The sequence below is a fragment of the Burkholderia sp. SIMBA_051 genome, assembly GCF_046534915.1.
Lineage (GTDB): Bacteria > Pseudomonadota > Gammaproteobacteria > Burkholderiales > Burkholderiaceae > Burkholderia > Burkholderia ambifaria.
In genome coordinates, this window is the sequence record NZ_JAWRXS010000002.1 from 460,152 (window position 1) to 483,178 (window position 23,027).

Sequence of the window (23,027 nt, forward strand, 5' to 3'; positions counted from 1 at the left end):
CGAACCGCGCCGCCATGCGTGTTCATTAGCGCGCGCTTACTTGCCTGCGGCAGCCGCGACGACCTTCTGCGCAGCCTCTTCCATGCTGTCCGCCGAGATGATCGGCAGGCCCGAATCGGCCAGCATCTTCTTGCCCAGGTCCTCGTTCGTGCCCTTCATGCGCACGACGAGCGGCACGTTCAGGTTCACGGCCTTCGAACCGGCGATCACGCCTTCCGCGATCACGTCGCAGCGCATGATGCCGCCGAAGATGTTCACGAGGATCGCCTTCAGGTCCGGGTTCTTCAGCATCAGCTTGAACGCTTCCGTGACCTTCTCCGTCGTGGCGCCGCCGCCGACGTCCAGGAAGTTCGCCGGCTCGCCGCCGAACAGCTTGATGGTGTCCATCGTCGCCATCGCGAGGCCTGCGCCGTTCACGAGGCAGCCGATGTTGCCGTCGAGCGAGATGTACGCGAGGTCGAACTTCGACGCTTCGATTTCAGCCGGATCTTCTTCGTCCAGATCGCGGTACGCGACGATTTCCGGGTGGCGGAACAGCGCGTTCGAGTCGAAGTTGAACTTCGCGTCGAGTGCGATGACCTTGCCGTCGCCGGAGACGTTCAGCGGGTTGATTTCAGCCAGCGACGCGTCGGTTTCCCAGAATGCCTTGTACAGGCCTTGCAGGATCGCGCGCGCTTGCGGGATCGAAGCAGCCGGCACGCCGATCTTCGCGGCGAGGTCGTCCGCCTGCGCGTCGAGCAGGCCCGTCGACGGCTCGACGATGACCTTGTGGATCAGTTCCGGGTGCTTTTCGGCGACTTCTTCGATGTCCATGCCGCCTTCGCTCGAACCCATCAGCACGATCTTTTGCGAGATGCGGTCGACGACGAGGCTGACATACAGTTCCTGCTTGATGTCGGCGCCTTCTTCGATCATCAGACGGTTGACCTTCTGGCCTTCCGGACCGGTCTGGTGCGTGACGAGCTGCATGCCGAGGATCTGGTTCGCGTATTCGCGAACCTGCTCGATCGACTTCGCCACCTTCACGCCGCCGCCCTTGCCACGGCCACCCGCGTGAATCTGAGCCTTCACGACCCACACCGGGCCGCCGAGCTCTTCTGCCACCTTGACGGCCTCGTCAACCGAGAACGCCGGCTTGCCGCGCGGTACCGCGACTCCGAATTTCCGCAGGATTTCCTTACCCTGGTACTCGTGAATCTTCATGCGTGATTCCCTTCAGTCTGAGAGTTGGATGAAAAGTCGCTTAAGACGCTTCTTCGAATGATTTCCGTTCATTCCTTCGTGCTGCCTTCACCGGGCACGTCCGGCCGGCTCGCGCCATACCAGCGCGGGTAGTACTGCCGCACGACCTCGCCGTCGAACCGCAACGCCCGGCAGCGGCCGAGCTGGAAAGGCGCGTCGTCGTGCGCGCCGCCATGATCCGGCCCTTCGCCGCCTTCTTCGCGCACGTTCCACACATCGCCGGCGAACGCCTGGATCGCTGCCGTCGGCAGCACGGCGCACAGTTCGGTGAGATGGGAACAGCCTGCGACGCCGGCGAGCAGCCGGTTCGCGTTGCGGCGGAAATTGCGGAAGAGATTGAGCCCGATGAGAGCCCGATAGGCAGGAGTGGCGGATTGACAGTGACCGGGATAGGGAACCCATTCCGAGGACGCTTCGGCGTCGACGACGTTGAGATCACGATCGATAGTCACGCGCAGCCAGAGTTCGTGGATCGGCAGGCCCTGGGGCCGGATGCCCGACGCAAGCGCGACATCGCGCGGCTTGTGGTCGGTCAGGCAGGCTTCGATGTCCCACAAGCCGTCGCCGCGCTCGTAGGCTTCCGCTCGGATTGCGCGTCGATGTCGCAACTGACGGGGCACGGGCTCGGATAGCGGCATGCTGGAGGTTGAGGCCGAAGAGGAAAACCCGTGGATTTTAGCATATCGGGTATTTGAGGCAGCCGGCCGCGACGGCGGGTATTCCCGCCTGTCCGGAAACGGTTGCATTGCAGCAAAATCGCGCGCAGCGCGCGTGACGCGCCGGTCAGTCTTCGACCAGGAAATCGTCGCCGACCTTCAGCAACTTCACGATGATCCCGCTCGAGAAGCCGCGTGCGGCAAGGAAGCGCGCCTGCTTCGCGCGCTCGGCCGGCGTTTGCGGCAGTGCACCGAATTTCTTGCGCCAGACGGCCTGCGCACGTGTCCATTCGGTCTCGCGCAACTGCGCGTTGACTTCCTCGACGAGCGTATCGCCGACCGCGTGACGCTTCAGTTCGCTGACGATGCGCGCGGCGCCGACGCGCGACGCACGGCGATGCACGAGGCTCTCGGCAAAGCGCGCGTCGGACAGCCAGCCTTCCTTTTCCAGCGCGTCGAGCACCGGCTCGACGGATTCGTCTTCGCCGACGTACGGCGCAAGCTTGCGCGCGAGTTCCGCACGGCTGTATTCGCGCCTGGACAGATAGCCGAGCGCGCGGCCCTTCAACGAACGCGGCGGCTTCGACGCCTGGCGCTTGCCGGCGCCCGGATCGTCGCCGGCAGATGTGCTTGATGACGTGCTTGATGACGCGCCGGACGCCCGGCGCGTGCGGCGCGGATGCTGGCTGCTGCGGGTATAGACGTCTTCCCGGGCGGGCGCCGCCGCAGCGGCTGCGCGCTCGCCGGGGAAGCTGACACCGGAAACACGACGGCGGGAGCGGTCGTGCGCGTCGAACGATTCGTCGTCGTCGAACGGATCGTCCGGCGCGGCAATCTCAAACGAAACGAGGGCATCATCGGATGCCCTCGTCGCGGTGCGGTTCGCGGCGTTGGCGCCTGCGACCTGCCGGTCGGCAGCCGAGGATCCGGCTTGCCGACCGGAGCGACCCGCCGTTGCGGGCGCGTCGCTCTCCTCCGGCTTGCCTGCCTGACCTCGGCGCCCGATCATCACTCTTCTTCGTCCATCGCCTCGGCTTCGTCGTGGACCGCAGCCGCACCTTCAGGCATGGTGACCACGCCGAGCGATTCGCGGATACGGTTCTCGATCTCGCGCGCGATTTCCGGATTCTCGCGCAGGAATTCACGCGCGTTGTCCTTGCCCTGACCGATCTTCTCGCCGTTGTAGCTGTACCAGGCGCCGGCCTTGTCGACGATCTTCGCCTGCACGCCGAGATCGATGATCTCGCCCTGACGCGAAATGCCTTCGCCATACAGGATGTCGAAGATCGCTTCGCGGAACGGCGGCGACACCTTGTTCTTGACGACCTTCACGCGGGTTTCGTTGCCGATCACCTCGTCGTTCTTCTTGATCGAGCCAATCCGGCGGATGTCGAGACGCACCGACGAATAGAACTTCAGCGCGTTGCCGCCCGTCGTGGTTTCCGGGTTGCCGAACATCACGCCGATCTTCATCCGGATCTGGTTGATGAAGATCACGAGGCAGTTCGTGCGCTTGATCGTGCCCGTCAGCTTGCGCAGCGCCTGCGACATCAGGCGGGCCTGCAGGCCCGGCAGCGAATCGCCCATCTCGCCTTCGATTTCGGCCTTCGGCACGAGCGCCGCGACCGAGTCGATGACGATCATGTCGATCGAGCCCGAGCGCACCAGCGCGTCGGTGATTTCGAGCGCCTGCTCGCCGGTGTCCGGCTGCGAGATCAGCAGTTCCGGCACGTTCACGCCGAGCTTCGCCGCATATTGAACGTCGAGCGCGTGCTCCGCGTCGATGAACGCCGCCGTGCCGCCCAGCTTCTGCAGCTCGGCGACGACCTGGAGCGTCAGCGTGGTTTTACCCGACGATTCCGGACCGTAGATCTCGACGACCCGGCCGCGCGGCAGGCCGCCGACGCCGAGCGCGATATCGAGACCGAGCGAGCCCGTGGACACGACCTGGATGTTCTCGGCCACTTCGCCGTCGCCCATGCGCATGATCGAGCCCTTGCCGAACTGCTTCTCGATCTGTGCGAGTGCGGCCGCCAGCGCCTTGCTCTTCTCGGCGGTCATCCCGGAGCCCTTCTTGCTATCTTCCATGAATCGTCCTTTGCTATGATGAGCAGCGTCTGTTAGAGGCGCGCCCACTTCAAGCGCTGCCCATGAATGCAGACACTGTATAAAAAAACAGTGTTTTGTGCAAGCCCGCAATGCAGAGCGTTGTACACGAATAACTTCGGAGACAGCCGCGCCGGCGCGAATGCCCGCCGGCCATCGGTCAGCACCATGCGAATTCTCATCGCCGAAGATGACAGCATACTCGCGGACGGCCTCACCCGGTCACTCCGCCAATCGGGCTATGCGGTCGACCACGTGAAGAGCGGCGTCGACGCCGATACGGCGCTGTCGATGCAGACATTCGACCTGCTGATCCTCGATCTCGGGCTGCCGAAAATGTCCGGGCTCGACGTGCTCAAGCGCCTGCGCGCCCGCAATTCCAACCTCCCCGTGCTGATCCTGACCGCCGCCGACAGCGTCGACGAACGCGTGAAGGGGCTCGACCTCGGCGCCGACGATTACATGGCCAAGCCATTCGCGCTCAACGAGCTGGAAGCGCGCGTGCGCGCGCTGACCCGGCGCGGCGCGGGCGGCGGCCCGACCGTCGTGCGCCACGGCTCGCTCGCGTTCGACCAGGTCGGCCGCATCGCGTATGCGAACGATCACGTGCTCGATCTCTCCGCGCGCGAGCTCGGCCTGCTCGAGGTGCTGCTGCAGCGGATCGGCCGGCTCGTGTCGAAGGAGCAGCTCGTCGATCACCTGTGCGAATGGGGCGAGGAAGTCAGCAACAACGCGATCGAAGTCTACGTGCACCGGCTGCGCAAGAAGATCGAACCGAGCGGCGTGCGGATCTCGACCGTGCGCGGCCTCGGCTATTGCCTCGAGAAGGTCGCGCCCGCCGCGCCGACCGATACGGCAGCGCCCCAGCCCGTGGTGGCCGGCACGCCGCTGCGCTGAAGCCGGGCGCGCCGCGATGGCCACCCCGGCCCATTCCCGCCGCCCGAGCGGCGCGCCGGCGTCGGCCGCCGACGATGCACGCGACGCGCGCTACGAGAACCCGTTCGCGCCGCCCGACGAAACCGATGCGCCCGAGGCGCCGCGCCCGCGCTCGCTGTTCGGCGAAATCCTCGACTGGATGCTCGCGCCGCTGCTGCTGCTGTGGCCGATGAGCATCGCCGTCACCTATCTCGTCGCGAAGACGATCGCGAACGGCCCGTTCGATCGCGCGCTCGAGACCAACGCATACGTGCTCGCGCGGCAGATCCATCCGGTCAACGGCGTCGCCGAGCTGACGCTGCCGCAGCAGACGCGCGACTTCCTGCGCGCGGACAACGTCGACAGCGTGTACTTCCAGGTGCTCGGCACGCGCGGCGAGCTGGTCGCGGGCGAGGCCGACATGCCGCTGCCGCGCGACGAGGACCGCCCGCCGCCGGGCGTCGTCGTGTTCCGCGACGACCTTTTGCGCGGCAACGACGTGCGCGTCGCATATACGACCGTCGCACTGCCGGAGCCGGGCGGCGCGCAGCCCGTGCCCGTGCTCGTGCAGGTCGGCGAGACGCTCGACAAGCGCAACGCGCTCGCGAACGACATCATCAAGGGCGTGATCCTGCCGCAGTTCGTGATCCTGCCGCTCGCGATCCTGCTCGTCTGGTTCGGGCTGTCGCGCGGGCTCGCGCCGCTCAACGCGCTGCAGGCGCACATCCGCGGGCGGCGGCCCGACGACCTGTCGCCCGTCGAGGCGCAGCGCGCGCCACCCGAGATCGAGCCGCTCGTCACGTCGTTCAACGACCTGCTCGCGCGGCTCGAGCAGAACATGGCGTTGCAGAAGCGCTTCATCGCCGACGCCGCGCATCAGATGAAGACGCCGCTCGCGGGGCTGCGCACGCAGGCCGAATTCGCGTTGCGCCATCCCGTGCCGCCCGACGTGCAGCGCTCGCTCGAACAGATCGCGACGAGTTCCGAGCAGGCCGCGCGGCTCGTCACGCAACTGCTCGCGCTCGCGCGCGCCGAGAACCGCGCGAGCGGGCTGACCTTCGAGCCGGTCGAAATCGGCGCGCTGGCGCGCCGCACGGTGCGCGACTGGGTGCAGGCCGCGCTCGCGAAGCGCATGGACCTCGGTTACGAAGGCCCGGAGGACGACGCGCCGCTCGACGTCGACGGCAATCCCGTGATGCTGCGCGAGATGCTCGGCAATCTGGTCGACAACGCAATCCGCTACACGCCCGAAGGCGGCCGCATCACCGTGCGCGTGCGGGCCGAGCCGGCGGCGCGGCGCGTGCATCTCGAAGTCGAGGACACCGGGCCCGGCATCCCGGCCGCCGAACGCGAGCGCGTGGTCGAGCGCTTCTACCGGATCCTCGGCCGCGAAGGCGACGGCAGCGGCCTCGGGCTCGCGATCGTGCGGGAGATCGCGACGCAGCACGGCGGCACGCTGACGCTCGACGATCATGTCTATCAGCACGCGCCGCGCCTTGCCGGCACGCTCGTGCGCATCAGCCTGCCGCTGTCGGCGCCCGCCGCGGATCCAGCCTGATACGCGCGGGTCCTCACCCTCACCGCGCACCCCGCCGCGATCGCATCGAAACCGGTGCTTTACCGCACGTTTGCGACCCGATCGAGGGGCGAAGCGGCCGATTCGGCGCGGGTTAACGCGCAGTCGTTTTGTGCCCGCAAGTCAGTGCGCCGTAAGTTTCCGTGCCAATAATCGTCGACAGGCCCGCCCACCCAAGGCGGCCGCATATCTATATCAAGGGACTTGGAGACGATTCATGGCAACCTTAGGCGGGCAAATTTCGCACTCGCCGATGACGGCCGAAGAGAAGAAGGTGATCTTCGCGTCGTCGCTCGGCACCGTGTTCGAGTGGTACGACTTTTACCTGGCCGGGTCACTCGCGGCCTACATCAGCAAGAGCTTCTTCTCCGGGGTCAATCCGACCGCCGCCTTCATCTTCACGCTGCTCGGCTTCGCGGCCGGCTTCGCGGTGCGGCCGTTCGGCGCGATCGTGTTCGGCCGGCTCGGCGACCTCGTCGGCCGCAAGCACACGTTCCTCGTGACGATCGTGATCATGGGCATCTCGACCTTCGTGGTCGGCTTCCTGCCCGGCTACACGACGATCGGCATCGCGGCGCCCGTGATCTTCATCGCGATGCGGCTGCTGCAGGGCCTCGCGCTCGGCGGCGAGTACGGCGGCGCGGCGACCTACGTCGCCGAGCATGCGCCGGCGAACCGGCGCGGCTTCTACACCGCGTGGATCCAGACGACCGCGACGCTCGGCCTGTTCCTGTCGCTGCTCGTGATCCTCGGCGTGCGCACGCTCATCGGCGAGGAATCGTTCGGCAACTGGGGCTGGCGCGTGCCGTTCGTCGCGTCGATCCTGCTGCTCGCGGTGTCGGTGTGGATCCGGTTGCAGTTGAACGAATCGCCGGTGTTCCTGCGCATCAAGGCCGAGGGCAAGACGTCGAAGGCGCCGCTGACCGAAGCGTTCGGCCAGTGGAAGAACCTGAAGATCGTGATTCTCGCGCTCGTCGGCCTGACCGCCGGCCAGGCAGTCGTCTGGTACACGGGCCAGTTCTATGCGCTGTTCTTCCTCACGCAGACGCTGAAGGTCGACGGTGCCAGCGCAAACATCCTGATCGCGATCGCCCTCCTGATCGGCACGCCGTTCTTCCTGTTCTTCGGCTCGCTGTCGGACCGGATCGGCCGCAAGCCGATCATCCTCGCCGGCTGCCTGATCGCGGCGCTCACCTACTTCCCGCTGTTCAAGGCGCTCACGCACTACGCGAACCCGCAGCTCGAACTCGCGACGCAGAAGGCACCGATCTCGGTCATCGCCGATCCGGCCACCTGCTCGTTCCAGTTCAACCCGGTGGGCACGTCGAAGTTCACGAGCTCGTGCGACATCGTGAAGAGCGCGCTCGCGAAGGCCGGCCTGAACTACGAGAACGTCGCGGCGCCGGCAGGCTCGACCGCGCAGATCAAGGTGGGCGACACGGTGATCCCGGCCTATGACGGCAAGGCGCCCGATGCGAAGGCGCAGGGCGCGGCGTTCGACAAGACGCTCGCGTCGACGCTGAAGGGCGCCGGCTATCCGGCCAAGGCCGACCCGGCGCAGCTCAACTGGCCGATGACGATCGTGATACTGACGATCCTCGTGATCTATGTGACGATGGTCTACGGCCCGATCGCCGCGATGCTGGTCGAGATGTTCCCGACGCGGATCCGCTATACGTCGATGTCGTTGCCCTATCACATCGGCAACGGCTGGTTCGGCGGCTTCCTGCCGGCGACCGCGTTCGCGATCGTCGCGGCGAAGGGCAACATCTATTCGGGGCTCTGGTATCCGATCGTGATCGCGCTGGGCACGTTCGTGATCGGTCTGCTGTTCGTCAAGGAGACGAAGGACTCGAACATCTACGCGCAGGATTGATGAGGTCGGGCAGGCGGGTGGCACCCCGCCTGCAACCCGGGCCGCCAGCAACTTTTTTCGGGGAAGATGAAAAAGGTGTTGACAGCCCGGCGGCACATCTGCATAATTCAATTCTTCGGCGAATTAGCTCAGTCGGTTAGAGCGACGGAATCATAATCCGCAGGTCCGGGGTTCGAATCCCTGATTCGCCACCAAATGCGAAAAGCCGCTGTTCCGCAAGGAACAGCGGCTTTTTTCATTGCTTCATCCGGCACACACGCAATGCCGCGCGTCACCCGTCCCCCAGGCCACGCGCGCCGCGCTACGCCACCACCGATCCGCGCTCCTCGACAGAATCCACACGCACCTTCCCGCGCCAGTTCTCCCCGCCCTCCAGCGCCGGCGTCGACTCGAACAGCTCCGCGAGCCAGTCCGCGAACACCCGCACCTTCTGCGACAGATGCCGGTTGTGCGGATACACGATCGAGATCGGCTTGGGCTTCGGATTGCAATCGGGCAGCACCTCGACCAGCGAGCCGTCGCGCAGGTTCGGCAGCACCATGAACAGCGTCGGCTGGATCATCCCGAACCCTTCGAGCCCGCACGTCACGTACGCATCCGAATCGTTGACGGTGACACTGCCGTTCATCCGCACCTCGAGCGGCTTGCCGTCGATCATGAACACCCACGGAATCGCCCGCGCGCCGTGGCTCGCGCGGAAATTGACCGCATGATGGTCGGCCAGGTCGGCGATCTCCTGCGGCTCGCCGTGACGCGCCAGGTAGTCGGGCGACGCGCAGGTCACGCGCTTGAGCATCCCGATTCGCCGCGCGACCATCGACGAATCCTCGAGCGGCCCAACCCGGATCATGCAGTCGATGCCCTCCTCGACCGGATCGACGTAGCGGTCCGACAGGCCAAGGTCGAGCGTGATGTCCGGATAGCGCTGCCGGAAGATCGACAGCGCCGGCAACACCACGCGCCGCCCGAGCGAGCTCGGCATGTGCACGCGCAGCACGCCGCTCGGCTTGCGGTTGCCGGACTGGAAACTCGCGTCAGCCTCCGCGATCTCCGAGATGATCTTCATGCAATGCTCGTAGTACGCGGCGCCCTCCGGCGTCAGCGACAGCCGGCGCGTCGTCCGGTGCATCAGCCGCACGCCGAGCAGCGCCTCGAGATTCTGGATGATGGTCGTGACCGACGCGCGCGGCATCGCGAGCGTGTCGGCCGCGCGCGTAAAGCTGTTCGCGTCGACCACGCGGGTGAAAACTTCCATTGCCTGGATGCGGTCCATGCTGCGCCCCCTTCGAATCGCCAACAGGACAGAATAGAGCGCGCAACGGGCGCGGCACAAGCCCCCGTCCATTGTTCTCGACTTCTGAATAGTCGACGCGCTTCGGACTGGAAAGTAACCGGCTTTCGTTCAGTTCGGCACGACGATCGTTCCGGCCCCGGCTGCCGCGCGCCGGCCGGCCGCGGCACGCCCGCGCGTTACCGCACGAACCGCTCGCGATAGCCCTGCGGCGACACGCCGAGCACGCGAACGAAACTGCGCCGCAGCGTCTCTTCCGAACCGAAGCCGCACCGCGTGGCGATCCGCTTGACGGGCCACGCGGTTTCGCCAAGCAAACGCTGCGCGGCCTCCACGCGAATCTGCTCGACCGCGCGCGCGGGCGTACGGCCGGTGCCCGCGCGGTAGTGGCGCACGAAGCTGCGCTCGCTCATGCTGACGCGCTCGGCGAGCGCGGGCACCGACAGGTCGGCCGTCAGGTGCTCGGCGATCCATGCATGCAGTTCGCCGAAACGGTCGTCGGTGCGCTGCATCGACAGCATCGCGCTGAACTGCGCCTGCCCGCCCGGACGCTTCAGGAACACGACGAGTTCGCGCGCGGCGTCGAGTGCGACCGCCCGCCCGAGATCCTCCTCGACGAGCGCGAGCGCGAGATCGATGCCGGCCGTGACGCCGGCGGACGTCCACAGCGCGCCTTCGCGGATGAAGATCGGATCGGGCTCGACGCGCACGTTCGGGTAGCGCGCCGCGAATTCGTCGCAGCGCGCCCAGTGCGTGACCGCACGCCGCCCGTCGAGCAGGCCGGCCTCGGCGAGCAGGAACGCGCCGGTGCACACCGATGCGACACGTCGCGCGCGCTGCGCCTGCTGCCGGACCCAGCGCACCATCCGCGCATCCTGCGACGCGGCGCGCACGCCCTTGCCGCCGGCCACGATCACCGTATCCGGACGTCCGGCGGAGCGCAGCGAATCGGCCATCACGACGAGGCCGGACGACGTCTCGACGGGCCCAGCCTCGGCGGCGACGACGCGCGGCGCATACGGCGCGGGCTGACCACGTTCCTCGGCGAGTTCGTTGACGGACGCGAACACCTGCAGCGGCCCGCTCACGTCGAGCAGCTGCGCACGGGGGAACGCGAGAATCAGGATCGAGCGCGGCGCGGTGGACATGGCGATTGGCTTAAAACGTGGGTGATATGGCAATTTCGCCAAACACTACGCGCCTAGAATCGATCTGTCCATCGTGCGCCGGTCGCGGCGCCCCCCTTCCCTACGGAGTGTTCGCATGACCCTGCATATCGGCCTTCTCGTGTTTCCGGGCGTCCAGCAACTCGATCTCACCGGCCCGCACGACGTGCTCGCGTCGCTGCCCGACGCGGCTGTCCACCTGGTCTGGAAATCGCGCGACACCGTCGCGTCGAGCAGCGGCCTCGCGCTCGCGCCGACCTGCACGTTCGACGACTGCCCGCCGCTCGACGTGATCTGCGTGCCCGGCGGCATCGGAATCAACGACCTGCTGCTCGATGCGGAAACGATCGCGTTCGTGCAGCAGCGCGCGGCCACCGCGCGCTACGTGACGTCGGTCTGCACGGGCGCGCTGCTGCTCGGCGTGGCCGGCCTGCTGCGCGGACGCCGCGCGACGACGCACTGGGCGTTTCACGGGCTGCTCGAGCCGCTCGGTGCGGTGCCCGTGCGCGAGCGCGTGGTGCGCGACGGCAACCTGATCACCGGCGGCGGCGTGACGGCCGGCATCGACTTCGCATTGACGATCGCCGCGGAACTCGCGGGCGACGAAGAGGCGCAGTCGATCCAGCTCGCGCTCGAATACGCGCCGGCGCCGCCGTTCGACGCGGGCTCGCCGGATACCGCGCCCGCGTCGGTGCTGAAGCGCGTGACCGAGCGCTCGGCGGCGGGGCTGGAGAAGCGCAGGCAGACGATCGACGCGGCCTTGCGTGCGATGGCGCGCTGATCCCGCGCATTCGACCACGCCGCCCGCCCTGCGCAGCCTCCACACTCACGGACCTATCGATGAACATCATCCGCAGCACCGCGTTCACCGCCGAGCGCCCCTGGGGCGCGCTGGACATCGCGAACCTGAACGGCATCACGGTCCGCCTGCACTGGACCGATCAGCCGTACCGGTGGCACGTGAACGACGGAGAGGAAGTTTTCGCGGTGCTCGACGGCCGTGTCGAGATGCGCTACCGGGAAGCAGGCATCGAGCACGCGACGGTGCTCGAAACGGGAGACGTATTCCACGCGACGATCGGCACCGAACACGTCGCGCACCCGCTCGGCGAAGCACGCATCCTGGTGATCGAGACCGAAGGCAGCGTCTGACAACGGGAACCCAGCGGCGCGCGTCGCGCCGATTCGACGGGCATCAGCCCGAGATAGTGCCGGTGCCCTGCGACGGGATCAGCTTCGGTTGCGGCGTGCACAGGCACTGGCACAGGTCGTGTTCGAGCGCGACGACCTTGCCCATCACGGTCATCGTGCGCTCGCCGCCGTCGGACACGATCACGCCCTGCGTCTTGCATGCGGCGCAGAACACGGGCGCGCCGAGATAGGCGAGCTCGCGGCCGTCGAACGACGAATTGGCGATGCCGTCGAGCACGACGCCGCCATGGTCGGTCGTGTCGCCCTTCAGAATGAATTTGCGGCTCATGGTTCGGCTCTCCCTCGGAAACGCCGCGCGGCACGGCGTCGGGCCGCGTACGCGCAGTCGGTATCCGCCCGTCGGTCGCGGGCGTTTCGCGAGGATATCACCGCGCGCTCGAGCGCCGCCGTACGGATCAGAACTTGTGCCGCATGCCGACGCGCGCCTGGAGCTGCCGATCGTTCGCGGATGCACCGGGCCCGTTGATTGCCGCGACAGCGACGTGCCCCGTCGAGTCGGTGCCCGATGCGCGCTGATAGACGGCGCTCACGTAGACGTCGGTGCGCTTCGACAGGAAGTAGTCGAGCCCCGCCGCGACCTGGTGATACGTCGCGCCGTCGCGGCCGTTCACGCCGCCGCCGCGCGTGTAGTCGTACGCCACGCCGCCGAACAGCGAAGTCATGAACTGATAGCGCACGCTCGCCTCCGCGTTGTTGAACACCGCGTTGCCGGACACGCGGCCCGGGTTCGGCCCGGACGACAGATCGCCGAGCTGGCGGAACGACGTGTTCGTATACATCGCGCCGAGCGTCATCGCACCGATCGCATAGGTGCCGCCCACCACCGCGACCTGCAGCGTGCGCGCGGATGCATAGCCGGAATACACCGGCGACAGCATGTTGTTGCCCGGCACGCCGCCCGCGGTCGGCGCGGGGCTGCCGGTCGTGCCGAAGAACGACACGTTCGGGTTGCGCGCATTCAGATAGCCGGCCGCCACCGCGAGCGGCCCGCGCGTGTAGGCAACTGTTGCCGACCACACCTGGTTGCGCGTCGCCGCGCCCGCGATGCCGCCCACCCCGTACATCGCCGCGACGCGAGCCCCGCCGTAGTCTTTGCTGGTGAACTTGATCGCGTTGTTGGTCGAGTTCGCGTTGTTCACGTTGTCGAGGTCACCGGGGTGCGCGACCATGTAGCCGCCGAACAGCGCGGCGGCCTCGAGCGGCCCGAGGATGTCGACGTTGGTGTCGTACTGCCGCCCGAGCGTGACGGTGCCGAACGGCCCCGACAGCCCGACGAACGCCTTCTTGCCGAACATCAGTCCGCCCTGCCCGAGCCTGCCGCTGCTCGGATCGAAACCGTTCTCGAGCGTGAAGACCGCGGCCAGCCCGCCGCCGAGATCCTCGCTGCCGCGCAGCCCCCAGCGGCTCGCCTGCTGCACGCCGCCGAGCATTCGCAACGCGGGCTTACCGCTCACCCCGCCGTTCGGGCCGGGCGTCGCGATGTTGCTCGCATAGGTCAGCCCTTCATCAATAATCCCGTACAGCGTGACGCTGCTCTGGGCGTGCGCCGCACCCGCGATCAGCGCGACACCCGCGCCCGCCAACAGCTTCTTCTTCATCGAACGATCTCCAGTGCGCGGGTCGAATGGCGATACACGGGCGCACGCCGCCCGCAGGCGCGCGGCCTGCTCCGGTGCAAACCGGAACGGTCGGGGTCAGCCGGGAAAGACGGTCAGCGCAGTGCGTCGGCAACGACGGGCGGCGGCGTCCAGCGACGGCCGGCCGCGACTTCGTACGCATGGCCGAACTGCAGCACGCCCCAGTCGTCGCGATGGCGGCCGACGATCTGCATCCCGATCGGCAGGCCGGCCGCGGAGAATCCGCACGGGACCGACAGGATCGGCGCGTCGGTCGACGACAGCAGCCAGCACACGCGCATCCAGTCGATGTAGGTCGTGCTCTCGACGCCGAGCACATCGGCAGGCTCGCGCAGCGCGGCGTCGAACGGCATCACCTGAGTGGTCGGCAGCACGTAGAACGCGTAGCGCTGCATGAACGCGCGCATCTGCTCGAACAGGCGCGTCTTGCGCACGAACATGCGGCCGAGATCGGCGGCGGAGAGCGAACGATGCAGCCGGTATTCGTCGTGGAGTTCGGGTTTGAGCGCCGCGCGCTGCCGCTCGTCGAAGCCGTCCAGCAGCGTGCCGATCATCCACGCGCGCTCGATCCGGAACAGGTCTTCGGCTTCGGTGAGATCGGGGTCGTCGAATTCGACTTCGCAGCCGAGCGACGTGAACACGCGCGCCTGCGCATCGACCGCGCGCCGGATCTCGGGATCGACCGGCACGCCGGGCAAGCCGCGCGACATCGCGATGCGCGTGCCGCGGAAATCGCGTTCGAGCGGCTGCGCGAAGAGTACGCCCGGCTCCGCGATTTCGGTCGCGGTTTCGCCGCTCGGCCCGGCGATCGCGGACAGCAACAGTGCCGTGTCGGCGACATCGCGCGCCATCGGCCCGTCGACGCCAAGCGTCGCCCAACCGTTCAGGTCCGGCGCGCGCGGCACGCGCCCGGGCGACGGCCGCAGCCCGACGACGTTGTTCCACGCGGCTGGGTTGCGCAGCGACCCGCCCATGTCGCTGCCGCACGCGAGCGGATTCATCCCGCATGCGAGCGCAGCGGCCGCACCGCCGCTGCTGCCGCCGGCGGAGCGAGCGAGATCCCATGGGTTGCGCGTCGCGCCGAACACGTCGTTGAACGTATGTGAGCCGGCGCCGAATTCCGGCGTGTTCGACTTGCCGATCATCAGCGCGCCGGCGCTCGCACAGCGCCGCACGATCAGCGCGTCGTGCTGCGGGACGTGATCGGCGAACAGCGTCGAACCGAAGGTCGTGCGCACGCCGCGCGTCGCGGTCAGGTCCTTCTGCGACACCGGCAGCCCGTGCAGCGGCCCGTGCCATTCGCCGCGCGCCCAGCGCGTGTCGAGCTCACGTGCGCGGGTGCGCAGCGCATCGGGATCGACGACGGTGACGAGCGCATTCACACGCGGGTTGATCATCGCGATGCGCTTGAGATGCGCATCGAGCAGCTCGCAGGCGCTGATCTGCCGCTGCTTCAGCAATTCGAGCATGGTGCGCGCGGGCAGGTCGCACAGATCGCCGGCGGCAACGTCGGCCGGCGACGGCGAAAACGAAATGGTCGTGGTCATGGAAGGGATCGAAGAAGATGGAAGTCAGTCGGTCAGTGATCCTGATCGCTTCGGTCCGACGCGAACGCGAGCGCGACGAGCGACAGCAGCCCGCAGACGATCACGTACCACGCCGGCGCGGCCGGATTGCCGGTCGCCCCGATCAGCCAGGTGACGATGAACTGCGCGAAGCCGCCGAAGATCGACACGCCGCCCGCATACGCGATCGACAGCGCGGTCGCGCGCGTGCTCTTCGGAAACAGCTCCGCGAGGATCACGCCGTTCGCGCCCGCATTGACCGAGTGCAGCGCGGCGAGCAGCATCACGACCGCGTACATCGTCGCGATCGACGGCACCGCGCCGATCAGCCAGAAGCCCGGCAGGATCAGCGCGGTCAGCGCCACGCGCGTCCACAGCGCGACGCGCTTGCTGCCGAGCCGATCCGACAGCCGTCCGCCGATCGGCGCGGCGACGAACATCACCGCACCGGAGAGAATCCCGCACCACAGCGCGGTATCCATCGACAGGTGCAGCACGCGGATCGCGTACGTCGACATGTAATAGAGGACGATGAAGTGCGCGGCGGTGCCGCCGACCACGAGGCCGAGCGCGGTCAGCACGGCGCCGCCGTCGCGCCGCAGCACGGTGCCGAGCACCGCGGACGAGCGCCGTGCGGCCGCGGCCGGCGCGTGCTGTTCGAGCGCATTGAAGCGCGCGCGCAGATACAGGCCGACCGGCGCGATCAGCACGCCGGCGAGAAACGGCACGCGCCAGCCCCACGATTCGAGCGCAGCGGGTTCGAGGAAATACGACAGCAGGAAGCCGACGAACGAACCGGCCAGTGCCGCCGCGCCCTGGCTCGCGAACTGCCAGCTCGTGTAGTAGCCGCGTTCGCCGGGCGGTGCACGCTCGGCGAGCAGCGACGTCGATACGCCGACTTCCCCGCCGGCGGAGAAGCCTTGCAGCAGCCGTGCGAGCACGACCAGCACGGGCGCCGCGGCGCCGATCTGCGCGTAGGTCGGCATGACGCCGATCATCCCGGTGCCGATCGCCATCGTGACGAGCGTGAGGTTCATCGCCGGCACGCGGCCGAAACGGTCGGCGACCAGCCCGATCACGACGCCGCCGATCGGCCGCGCGATGAAGCCGACGCCGAACGTCGCGACCGACATCAGCAATTGCTGCTGCGCGGACGCGGACGGGAAAAACAGTTTTCCAAGCAGCACCGCGAAGAAGCTGAACACGGTGAGATCGAAGAATTCGAGGCCGTTGCCGATCGTGATCGCGACGATCAACTGGCGATTGGACGGGGATGCGGCAACGGTGCCGACATGCCCGCCGAACGTGCTGTCCGCTCGGGGCGCCTTCATGAAGGTATGTCTCCGTACTGGTTGTGCGTATCGATTGCGTGTGTGGTGCGCGGCCCGTTCGACGGCCTGCGCATGCAGTCTAGGCATTCAAAATACGCAGCCCGGAGCGACATTTTTCGATCGTGATAACGCCTGGTTATCGCGCGCTTTGCCCGCGCGATCGCGGTGTAGGATACGAACGTCGCTACTGCCGCCGCGCCCCGCCACGCCGTGAAACACCATCAGCTCCGGGCGCTTGCCGCCATCGCCGAACACGGGAGCCTGCGCGCCGCCGCGCGTGCGATCCATCTGTCCCAGCCCGCACTCACGAAGGCGATCCGCGAACTCGAGCAGGACCTCGGCGTGCCGCTCGTCACGCGCAACGCGCGCGGCGCGCAGCTCACGCGCTTCGGCCAGGCCGTCTATGCACGCGCGCGGCTGATCCTCGCGGAGATGCAGCACGCGCGCGACGACGTGATCCATCTGTCGGGCGGCAAGGAAGGCGCGCTCGCGTGCGCGCTGACGCCGCTGATGTCGCTCGGCTTTCTGCCCGCCGCGCTCGACGCGTTTCGCCAGCGGATGCCGACGATCCGCCTCGACGTGCGCGAAGGCTTTCTCGACACGGCGCTGCCGCGCCTGCGCGACGGCTCGCTCGACTTCGTGATCGCGATCGTCGATGCGACGCGGCTGTCGCCCGAATTCACGTTCCGGCCGCTCATCGAATCGGCGCTGATCCTGATGACCCGCGCGAGCAATCCGCTGCGTCACTGCACGTCGCTCGCGCAGCTTCAGGATGCGCAGTGGGTGCTCAACACGTCGCCGGAAAGCATCGGCCGGCTGCTGCAGAACGTGTTCGTCGCGCACGGCTACGCGGCGCCGCAGCCGATCGTCGAATGCACGTCGTTCAGCGCGGCGTTCGCGCTGTCGGTGCATACCGACAGCGTGTCGTGCGTGCCGCAGCTCTTCATGGAGATCGACTGGATACGCGAACGGATGGCCACGATCGATGTGAAGGAAACGATTCCGACCGTGTCGGCCGGCGTGCTCACGCGGCGCGATGCACTGAACACGGTCGCATGCGACTACCTGATCCACTGCTTCGTCGAGGCCGTGCGCCGGTACGATCCCGCGAAACTGCTGTGGCGATAGTGACCCGTCCTATCCGATTCGAATCGCACTACGAATATCGATTTTCTTTATAAGAAAAATCACGTCTAATTTCGTACAATTACTAAATACAAATCGAGACGGAAGGTTTATATAGGACCAATCCTGCCCATAAGATTCAACAAGGCAACGGCCCCGGAACCCGTTATTTTGAGACCGTTCCGGCGGCCAATCAACACATCATTTCGTAATACTTATTCGCCTGACTCGTTCGTTCAAATACGACGCATCGGCAGATAGAATTAAACAAACAATTCTATTTACCGATAAAAAAATGGACGAACTCCTGCCAATGCGGCTATTCATCAAGGTGGCCGAACTTCACAGTTTCGCGCGTGCAGCCACGGAACTGAACATCTCCAACTCGTCGGCCACCCGCCTCATCATGGGCATCGAAGACCGGCTCGGCGCACGCCTGCTGAACCGCACGACGCGCAGCCTGTCGCTCACCGATGCCGGTCATCTGTATCTCGCGCAGATCCGTCACGTGGTCGAGGAGATCGACCGCGTCGAGGACACGATCGCGTCGATGCATCACGAGCCGATCGGGTCGCTGAAGATCGCCGCGCCGGTCATGTTCGGCATGCACGTGCTCGCACCGGCGATCGATGCGTTCAAGACGCAGCATCCGGCCATCGTGCCGGAAGTCACGATCGTCGACCGCCATGTCGATCTCGTATCCGAGGGCTTCGACGTCGGGCTGCTGCTGTCGCAGCGCATCAGCACCAACACGCTGGTGACGCGCCCGCTCACGCGGCTCAAGCGGATCGTCTGTGCGGCGCCCCGGTATGTCGAAGCCCACGGCGCACCGATCCATCCGCACGATCTCGCGTCGCACGCGTGCCTCACGTTCCATGCCGACTTCGCGGGCGAATACCTGTCGTTCGATCACGAGCCGACGCGCGTCGCGGTGCGGCCGAACAAATCCGCATCGTCGAACAACATCGGGTTGATCCGGAACTGGGCGTTGTCGGGCATGGGTATCGCGGTGCTGCCCGACTTCCTCGTCGAAGCGGATCTCGCCGACGGACGGCTGCTCGCGCTGCTGCCCGACTATCGGCTCGAGGAACTCGAGATGAACATCGCGTACCCGAGCCGGCGGCACTTTCCGCGCAAGACGCGGCTTTTCGTCGATCACCTGGTCGAGTATTTCGTCAGGTGAAAGAAGGGTTCAATCGCGCACCTTTTTTGCATCGACGCCCCGCGCCGTCGGCGAACCCGCGGCCCGCCGCGCAGCCGCGCCAGCCGGGCCACGGGCGGCCGCATCGCCGCCCGCGCACGGTGCGGGCACACCTGTTGCGCCGCTGCATCTCAGTAGTGAACCGCTCTTGGCAGCCGGCCGTTGAGGACTACACTAATCCTTAATGAGGTGCGGCCGGAGCCCGTGCCTCCAGGGAGACGCCGCCATGAATCGGCCACTGAATCGCATCCTGCCGCGCATGACCGGTAGTGCATCGGTCTGGACGTGGGTCAAGTGGTCGTTGCTGGCCGCGCTGGTGATCGCCGTGGCGATCCTCGTGCGGCTCGTGATGACCGAGATCGCGACGTCGCGCATGCAGGCGCACTACCTGTCCGAACTCACGCGCGACGTCGGCTACACGGTCGAGGCGGGCGCGAGCGACCACATCCGCTTCCCTGCGAACGGGCCGTACGACCAGCGCCTCGGTTATTCGATGATTCCCGCGTTCCAGGAGCGCCTGCTCGCACGCGGCTTCGTCGTCGGCAAGCAGGCGCGCGATTCCGACCGGATGCTGTCGCTCGCCGATCGCGGCTTGTTCCTTCCTTACGAAGAGAAAGATCAGGCCGGGCTGATGCTGTTCGACTCGACCGGCTCGCCGCTGTTCGCGACCGTGTTCCCGCAGCGCGTGTACGCCGACTTCGACACGGTGCCGCGGGTGGTCGCCGATTCGCTGATGTTCATCGAGGATCGCTACCTGCTCGACCCGAACCAGCCGAACCGCAATCCGGCGATCGACTGGGGCCGATTCAGCCGCGCGCTCGCCGACCAGGCGCTGCACGTCGTCAACCATCACCAGGCGCGCCCGGGCGGCAGCACGCTCGCGACGCAGATCGAGAAGTTCCGCCATTCGCCCGACGGCCGCACCGCGACGCCGCCGGAGAAGCTGCGCCAGATCGCGTCCGCGTCGATCCTAGCGTACCTGAACGGCCCGCAGACGATGCTCGCGCGCCGCACGATCCTGGTGCGCTACCTGAACTCGGTGCCGCTCGCCGCGCGGCCGCACGTGGGTGAAATCAACGGTATCGGCGACGGTCTCGCCGCGTGGTACGGCCGCGACTTCAACGACGTGAACCGCATCCTGTCCGCGCCGACCACCGGCGACAACGTCGACGAACAGGGCAAGGCGTTCCGCGAGGTGCTGTCGCTGATCATCGCGCAGCGCGCGCCGTCGTACTTCCTGAATCGCGGCTATCCGGCGCTGCAGAAGCTGACCGACAGCTATCTGCGGCTGCTGTCGAACGGCGGCGTGATCTCTCCCGCGCTGCGCGATGCGGCGCTCGCCGCGCAGATCGAGCGCGCCGCGCCGCCGGCCGCCGCGCGCGTGCAGTCGTTCGTGTCGCGCAAGGCCGTGTCGTCCGCGCGCGCGTCGCTGCTCTCGGCGCTCGGCATCAGCGACCTGTACCAGCTCGACCAGCTCGATCTGGAAGCCACCAGCACGCTCGACAACGGCGTGCAGCAGGCGGTCGCCAACCGGCTCGCGCTGGCGTCGACCCGCGACGGCGCGCAGGCGGCCGGCCTGTACGGCTTCGAGATGCTCGCGCCGAAGGACGACCCGTCTCATCTGACGTACAGCTTCACGCTGTACGAGCATCGCAACGGCGCGAACATGCTGCGCGTGCAGACCGACAGCGTGAACCAGCCGTTCGACGTGAACCGCGGCGGCCGCATCAACCTCGGCTCGACCGCGAAACTGCGCACGCTGATCACCTACCTGCAGATCGTCTCCGAGCTGCATGCGCGCTACGGCAGCCTGCCGAACGCGCAACTCGCGCACGTGAAGCCCGATCCGATCGACGGGCTGTCGCGCTGGGCGCTCGACTACCTGTCGCACACGCGCGACCGCTCGCTGCAGGCGATGCTCGATGCGGCGGTCGAACGCAAGTACTCGGCGAGTCCCGATGTGTTCTACACGGGCGGCGGCGCGCAGGTGTTCTCGAACTTCGAAAAGTCGGACAACGGCCGCATCCTGACGCTGCATACGGCGTTCGAGCATTCGGTCAACCTGGTGTTCGTGCGGCTGATGCGCGACATCGTCCATTACGAAATGCTGAAGGCGGCCGGCCCGTCGACGTCGTGGCTCGGCGATCCGGAGCAGCGCAAGCATTACCTCGAGCAGTTCGTCGACGGCGAAAGCAAGGTGTACGTGAAGCGCTACTACACGCGCTATGCGGGCAAGACGCCCGACGACGCGCTCGCGCTGATGCTGCAGGACGTGCGCAAGTCGCCGCCGAAGATCGCGACGGTGCTGCGCAGCGTCGCGCCGAACGAATCGCTCGCGTGGTTCAGCGCGCACATGCGCGCGCAGCTGAAGGGCACGCCGGCCGCGACGATGTCGGACTACGATCTCGCCGCGCTGTACGCGAAGTACGCGATCGACCGCTTCAACCTCAACGATCGCGGCTACATCGCAAGCGTCCACCCGCTCGCGCTGTGGACGCTCAATTACCTGCGCGCCCACCCGAACGCACCGCTCGCCGACGTCCAGCGCGACAGCCGCGATGCGCGCTTCTACACATACTCGTGGCTGTACAAGACCCGCTACCACGCGACCCAGGACCGGCGCATCCGCCACATGGTCGAGCTGCGCGCGTATGGGGAAATCACGAAGGCGTGGCGCGCGCTCGGCTACCCGTTCGAGGAAGTCACGCCGTCGTTCGCGGCCGCGATCGGCGCGTCGGGCGACCAGCCGGACGCGCTCGCGAAACTGATCGGCCTGATCGCGAACGGCGGCCAGAAGGCGCCGACCGAGACGATCACGCGCCTCGACTTCGCGAAGGGCACGCCGTACGAAACGCGCTTCGTGCGCGCGGCCGCGCAGCCGCAGCCGCTGCTGTCGCCCGAGATCGTCAACGTGGCGCGCACGCTGCTGGGCGACGTCGTGCAGCACGGCACCGCGCGGCGCCTCGCGGGCGGCTTCATGCTGCCCGACGGCAAGACACTCCCGGTGTACGGCAAGACCGGGACGGGCGACCAGCGCTTCAATGTGTACGCACGCGGCGCGCGGCTGATCGAGTCGCGCAAGGTCAACCGCAGTGGCACGTTCGTGTTCGTGCTCGGCGACCGCTTCTTCGGTGTGCTGACGGCGACCGCGCATGAGCCGTACGCGGCGCGCTACGACTTCACGAGCGCGATGGCCGTGCAGTTGCTGAAGTCGATGGCGCCGGCGCTCGCGCCGCTGATCGAGCGCCCGGTCGAAGCCGGCACGCGCACGGCGGGCCCCGCGCCGCAGGCGGAAACGCCGACGCCGCAGGCCGCGCCGGTCTCGCCGTCCTGAGCGCGGCCCGCGCGCTCACGCGACCGCGCGCCGCTCAGGCCGAGCGGCCGTCGAAATGCGTGACGGGCAGCGCGTCGATATCGACATCCTCGAGGCATCGCACGTTGATCGCGGCCATCTCGGTGCCGTTCGGATGCGTCCCCTCGCCGAACGCGTGAATCCCGCAGCGCTTGCAGAAGCGATGGCGGATCACGTGCTTGTTGAACATGTAGGTCGACAGATTGTCGTCGGGCGTGAGAAGCGTCATGTGGTCGCGCGGCACGAACCACATCAGCGCGCCCTTGCGCCGGCAGATCGAGCAGTTGCAGGCCATCACGCCCTGCAGGTCGCCTTCCGCCTCGAACTTCACATCGCCGCAGTGACAGCTTCCCCGATAGAGCATGGTCGTCTCCCGGTGCGGCCCATGCGCGACGACGGCGCCCGGGCGGGACACCGTTGGCCGGGCCGATCCATGCAGGTACAGTAGCGCGCACATGCGCCGCACGCAATGTCCGGCGGCGCTCGTCCCGACCCGTCCCAACCAAGGAAAACCGTCATGCTCGAACTGCGCCCCGGCTGCGAATGCTGCGACAAGGACCTGCCGCCCGATTCAGAGGAAGCGCGCATCTGTACGTTTGAGTGCACGTTCTGCGCGACCTGCGCCGACGAGGTACTGAAGGGCCGCTGCCCGAACTGCGGCGGCGACCTGGTCGCTCGCCCGCGCCGGCCGGCGAGCCTGCTCGCGAAGTATCCGGCGTCGACGGAGCGCATCCACAAGCCGGGCGGCTGCGCGAACGCCTGACGGCACCGCATCG

The 23,027-nt window shown here is 67.2% G+C and carries 20 protein-coding genes and 1 tRNA gene; 10 read left to right on the forward strand and 11 right to left on the reverse strand.

What is annotated here, in order from left to right:
* Nucleotides 1–36 precede the first annotated feature (36 nt).
* The 4 genes from sucC to recA form a co-directional block, all read right to left on the reverse strand.
* Entirely contained in the window at nt 37–1,203 is a 1,167-nt protein-coding gene (sucC, locus tag SB771_RS06100) for an ADP-forming succinate--CoA ligase subunit beta (RefSeq protein ID WP_006755512.1), read from the reverse strand.
* 68 nt (nt 1,204–1,271) lie between these two features.
* A complete protein-coding gene (locus SB771_RS06105; protein WP_012364627.1) occupies nt 1,272–1,880 on the reverse strand; it encodes a DUF2889 domain-containing protein in 609 nt (202 codons plus the stop codon).
* Nucleotides 1,881–2,025: 145 nt separating this feature from the next.
* Complete coding sequence (recX, locus tag SB771_RS06110; RefSeq protein ID WP_175660361.1) at nt 2,026–2,907, reverse strand: recombination regulator RecX; 882 nt, start codon at nt 2,905–2,907, stop codon at nt 2,026–2,028.
* Nucleotides 2,907–3,986: a recombinase RecA gene (gene recA / locus SB771_RS06115; RefSeq protein ID WP_011657832.1), complete on the reverse strand. Its 1,080-nt coding sequence runs from the start codon at nt 3,984–3,986 to the stop codon at nt 2,907–2,909. Before recA ends, recX begins: the two co-directional genes overlap by 1 nt.
* Before the next feature lie 186 nt (nt 3,987–4,172).
* Between recA and SB771_RS06120 the strand changes: the two genes are divergently transcribed.
* From SB771_RS06120 to SB771_RS06135, 4 genes are all read left to right on the forward strand, one after another.
* Complete coding sequence (locus SB771_RS06120; protein ID WP_041491392.1) at nt 4,173–4,901, forward strand: response regulator transcription factor; 729 nt, start codon at nt 4,173–4,175, stop codon at nt 4,899–4,901.
* Nucleotides 4,902–4,917: 16 nt separating this feature from the next.
* The gene (locus SB771_RS06125) at nt 4,918–6,477 is read left to right on the forward strand and encodes a sensor histidine kinase (RefSeq protein ID WP_175660362.1); all 1,560 of its coding nucleotides are present in this window, start codon (nt 4,918–4,920) and stop codon (nt 6,475–6,477) included.
* A gap of 235 nt (nt 6,478–6,712) precedes the next feature.
* Nucleotides 6,713–8,371 (forward strand): MFS transporter, encoded by a 1,659-nt coding sequence (locus tag SB771_RS06130; RefSeq protein WP_175660363.1) that lies wholly within the window; start codon nt 6,713–6,715, stop codon nt 8,369–8,371.
* A gap of 117 nt (nt 8,372–8,488) precedes the next feature.
* Nucleotides 8,489–8,565, forward strand: a tRNA-Met gene (locus tag SB771_RS06135).
* 107 nt (nt 8,566–8,672) lie between these two features.
* Here the strand turns inward: SB771_RS06135 and SB771_RS06140 are convergent.
* Together SB771_RS06140 and SB771_RS06145 are read right to left on the reverse strand one after the other, a co-directional pair.
* Entirely contained in the window at nt 8,673–9,644 is a 972-nt protein-coding gene (locus tag SB771_RS06140; protein ID WP_175656345.1) for a LysR family transcriptional regulator, read from the reverse strand.
* Nucleotides 9,645–9,841: 197 nt separating this feature from the next.
* Nucleotides 9,842–10,810 (reverse strand): GlxA family transcriptional regulator, encoded by a 969-nt coding sequence (locus SB771_RS06145; protein ID WP_175660364.1) that lies wholly within the window; start codon nt 10,808–10,810, stop codon nt 9,842–9,844.
* Between the two features lie 115 nt (nt 10,811–10,925).
* Between SB771_RS06145 and SB771_RS06150 the strand changes: the two genes are divergently transcribed.
* Both SB771_RS06150 and SB771_RS06155 read left to right on the forward strand, forming a co-directional pair.
* Nucleotides 10,926–11,609, forward strand: coding sequence for a DJ-1/PfpI family protein (locus tag SB771_RS06150; protein WP_175660365.1), 684 nt, complete (start codon nt 10,926–10,928; stop codon nt 11,607–11,609).
* A gap of 59 nt (nt 11,610–11,668) precedes the next feature.
* The gene (locus SB771_RS06155) at nt 11,669–11,980 is read left to right on the forward strand and encodes a cupin domain-containing protein (RefSeq protein WP_006751320.1); all 312 of its coding nucleotides are present in this window, start codon (nt 11,669–11,671) and stop codon (nt 11,978–11,980) included.
* A gap of 43 nt (nt 11,981–12,023) precedes the next feature.
* On the opposite strand, the gene SB771_RS06160 is transcribed toward SB771_RS06155, so the two are convergent.
* The 4 genes from SB771_RS06160 to SB771_RS06175 form a co-directional block, all read right to left on the reverse strand.
* Nucleotides 12,024–12,308 (reverse strand): PAAR domain-containing protein, encoded by a 285-nt coding sequence (locus tag SB771_RS06160; protein WP_011657840.1) that lies wholly within the window; start codon nt 12,306–12,308, stop codon nt 12,024–12,026.
* A gap of 127 nt (nt 12,309–12,435) precedes the next feature.
* Nucleotides 12,436–13,638 (reverse strand): porin, encoded by a 1,203-nt coding sequence (locus tag SB771_RS06165; RefSeq protein ID WP_175660366.1) that lies wholly within the window; start codon nt 13,636–13,638, stop codon nt 12,436–12,438.
* Nucleotides 13,639–13,751: 113 nt separating this feature from the next.
* Nucleotides 13,752–15,224, reverse strand: a complete 1,473-nt coding sequence (locus tag SB771_RS06170; protein WP_175660367.1) for an amidase — start codon at nt 15,222–15,224, stop codon at nt 13,752–13,754.
* A 32-nt stretch (nt 15,225–15,256) separates the two neighbouring features.
* Entirely contained in the window at nt 15,257–16,573 is a 1,317-nt protein-coding gene (locus SB771_RS06175; protein WP_175660368.1) for an MFS transporter, read from the reverse strand.
* Between the two features lie 210 nt (nt 16,574–16,783).
* Between SB771_RS06175 and SB771_RS06180 the strand changes: the two genes are divergently transcribed.
* From SB771_RS06180 to SB771_RS06190, 3 genes are all read left to right on the forward strand, one after another.
* Nucleotides 16,784–17,701, forward strand: a complete 918-nt coding sequence (locus SB771_RS06180; RefSeq protein WP_175660369.1) for a LysR substrate-binding domain-containing protein — start codon at nt 16,784–16,786, stop codon at nt 17,699–17,701.
* Between the two features lie 292 nt (nt 17,702–17,993).
* Nucleotides 17,994–18,881: a LysR family transcriptional regulator gene (locus SB771_RS06185; RefSeq protein ID WP_105834550.1), complete on the forward strand. Its 888-nt coding sequence runs from the start codon at nt 17,994–17,996 to the stop codon at nt 18,879–18,881.
* 244 nt (nt 18,882–19,125) lie between these two features.
* A complete protein-coding gene (locus tag SB771_RS06190; RefSeq protein WP_175660370.1) occupies nt 19,126–22,233 on the forward strand; it encodes a transglycosylase domain-containing protein in 3,108 nt (1,035 codons plus the stop codon).
* Between the two features lie 34 nt (nt 22,234–22,267).
* Here the strand turns inward: SB771_RS06190 and SB771_RS06195 are convergent, their stop codons facing one another.
* Nucleotides 22,268–22,615: a GFA family protein gene (locus tag SB771_RS06195; RefSeq protein ID WP_175656338.1), complete on the reverse strand. Its 348-nt coding sequence runs from the start codon at nt 22,613–22,615 to the stop codon at nt 22,268–22,270.
* 153 nt (nt 22,616–22,768) lie between these two features.
* On the opposite strand from SB771_RS06195, the gene SB771_RS06200 reads away from it, so the two are divergent.
* Nucleotides 22,769–23,014: a DUF1272 domain-containing protein gene (locus SB771_RS06200; protein WP_175660371.1), complete on the forward strand. Its 246-nt coding sequence runs from the start codon at nt 22,769–22,771 to the stop codon at nt 23,012–23,014.
* Nucleotides 23,015–23,027: the final 13 nt, after the last annotated feature.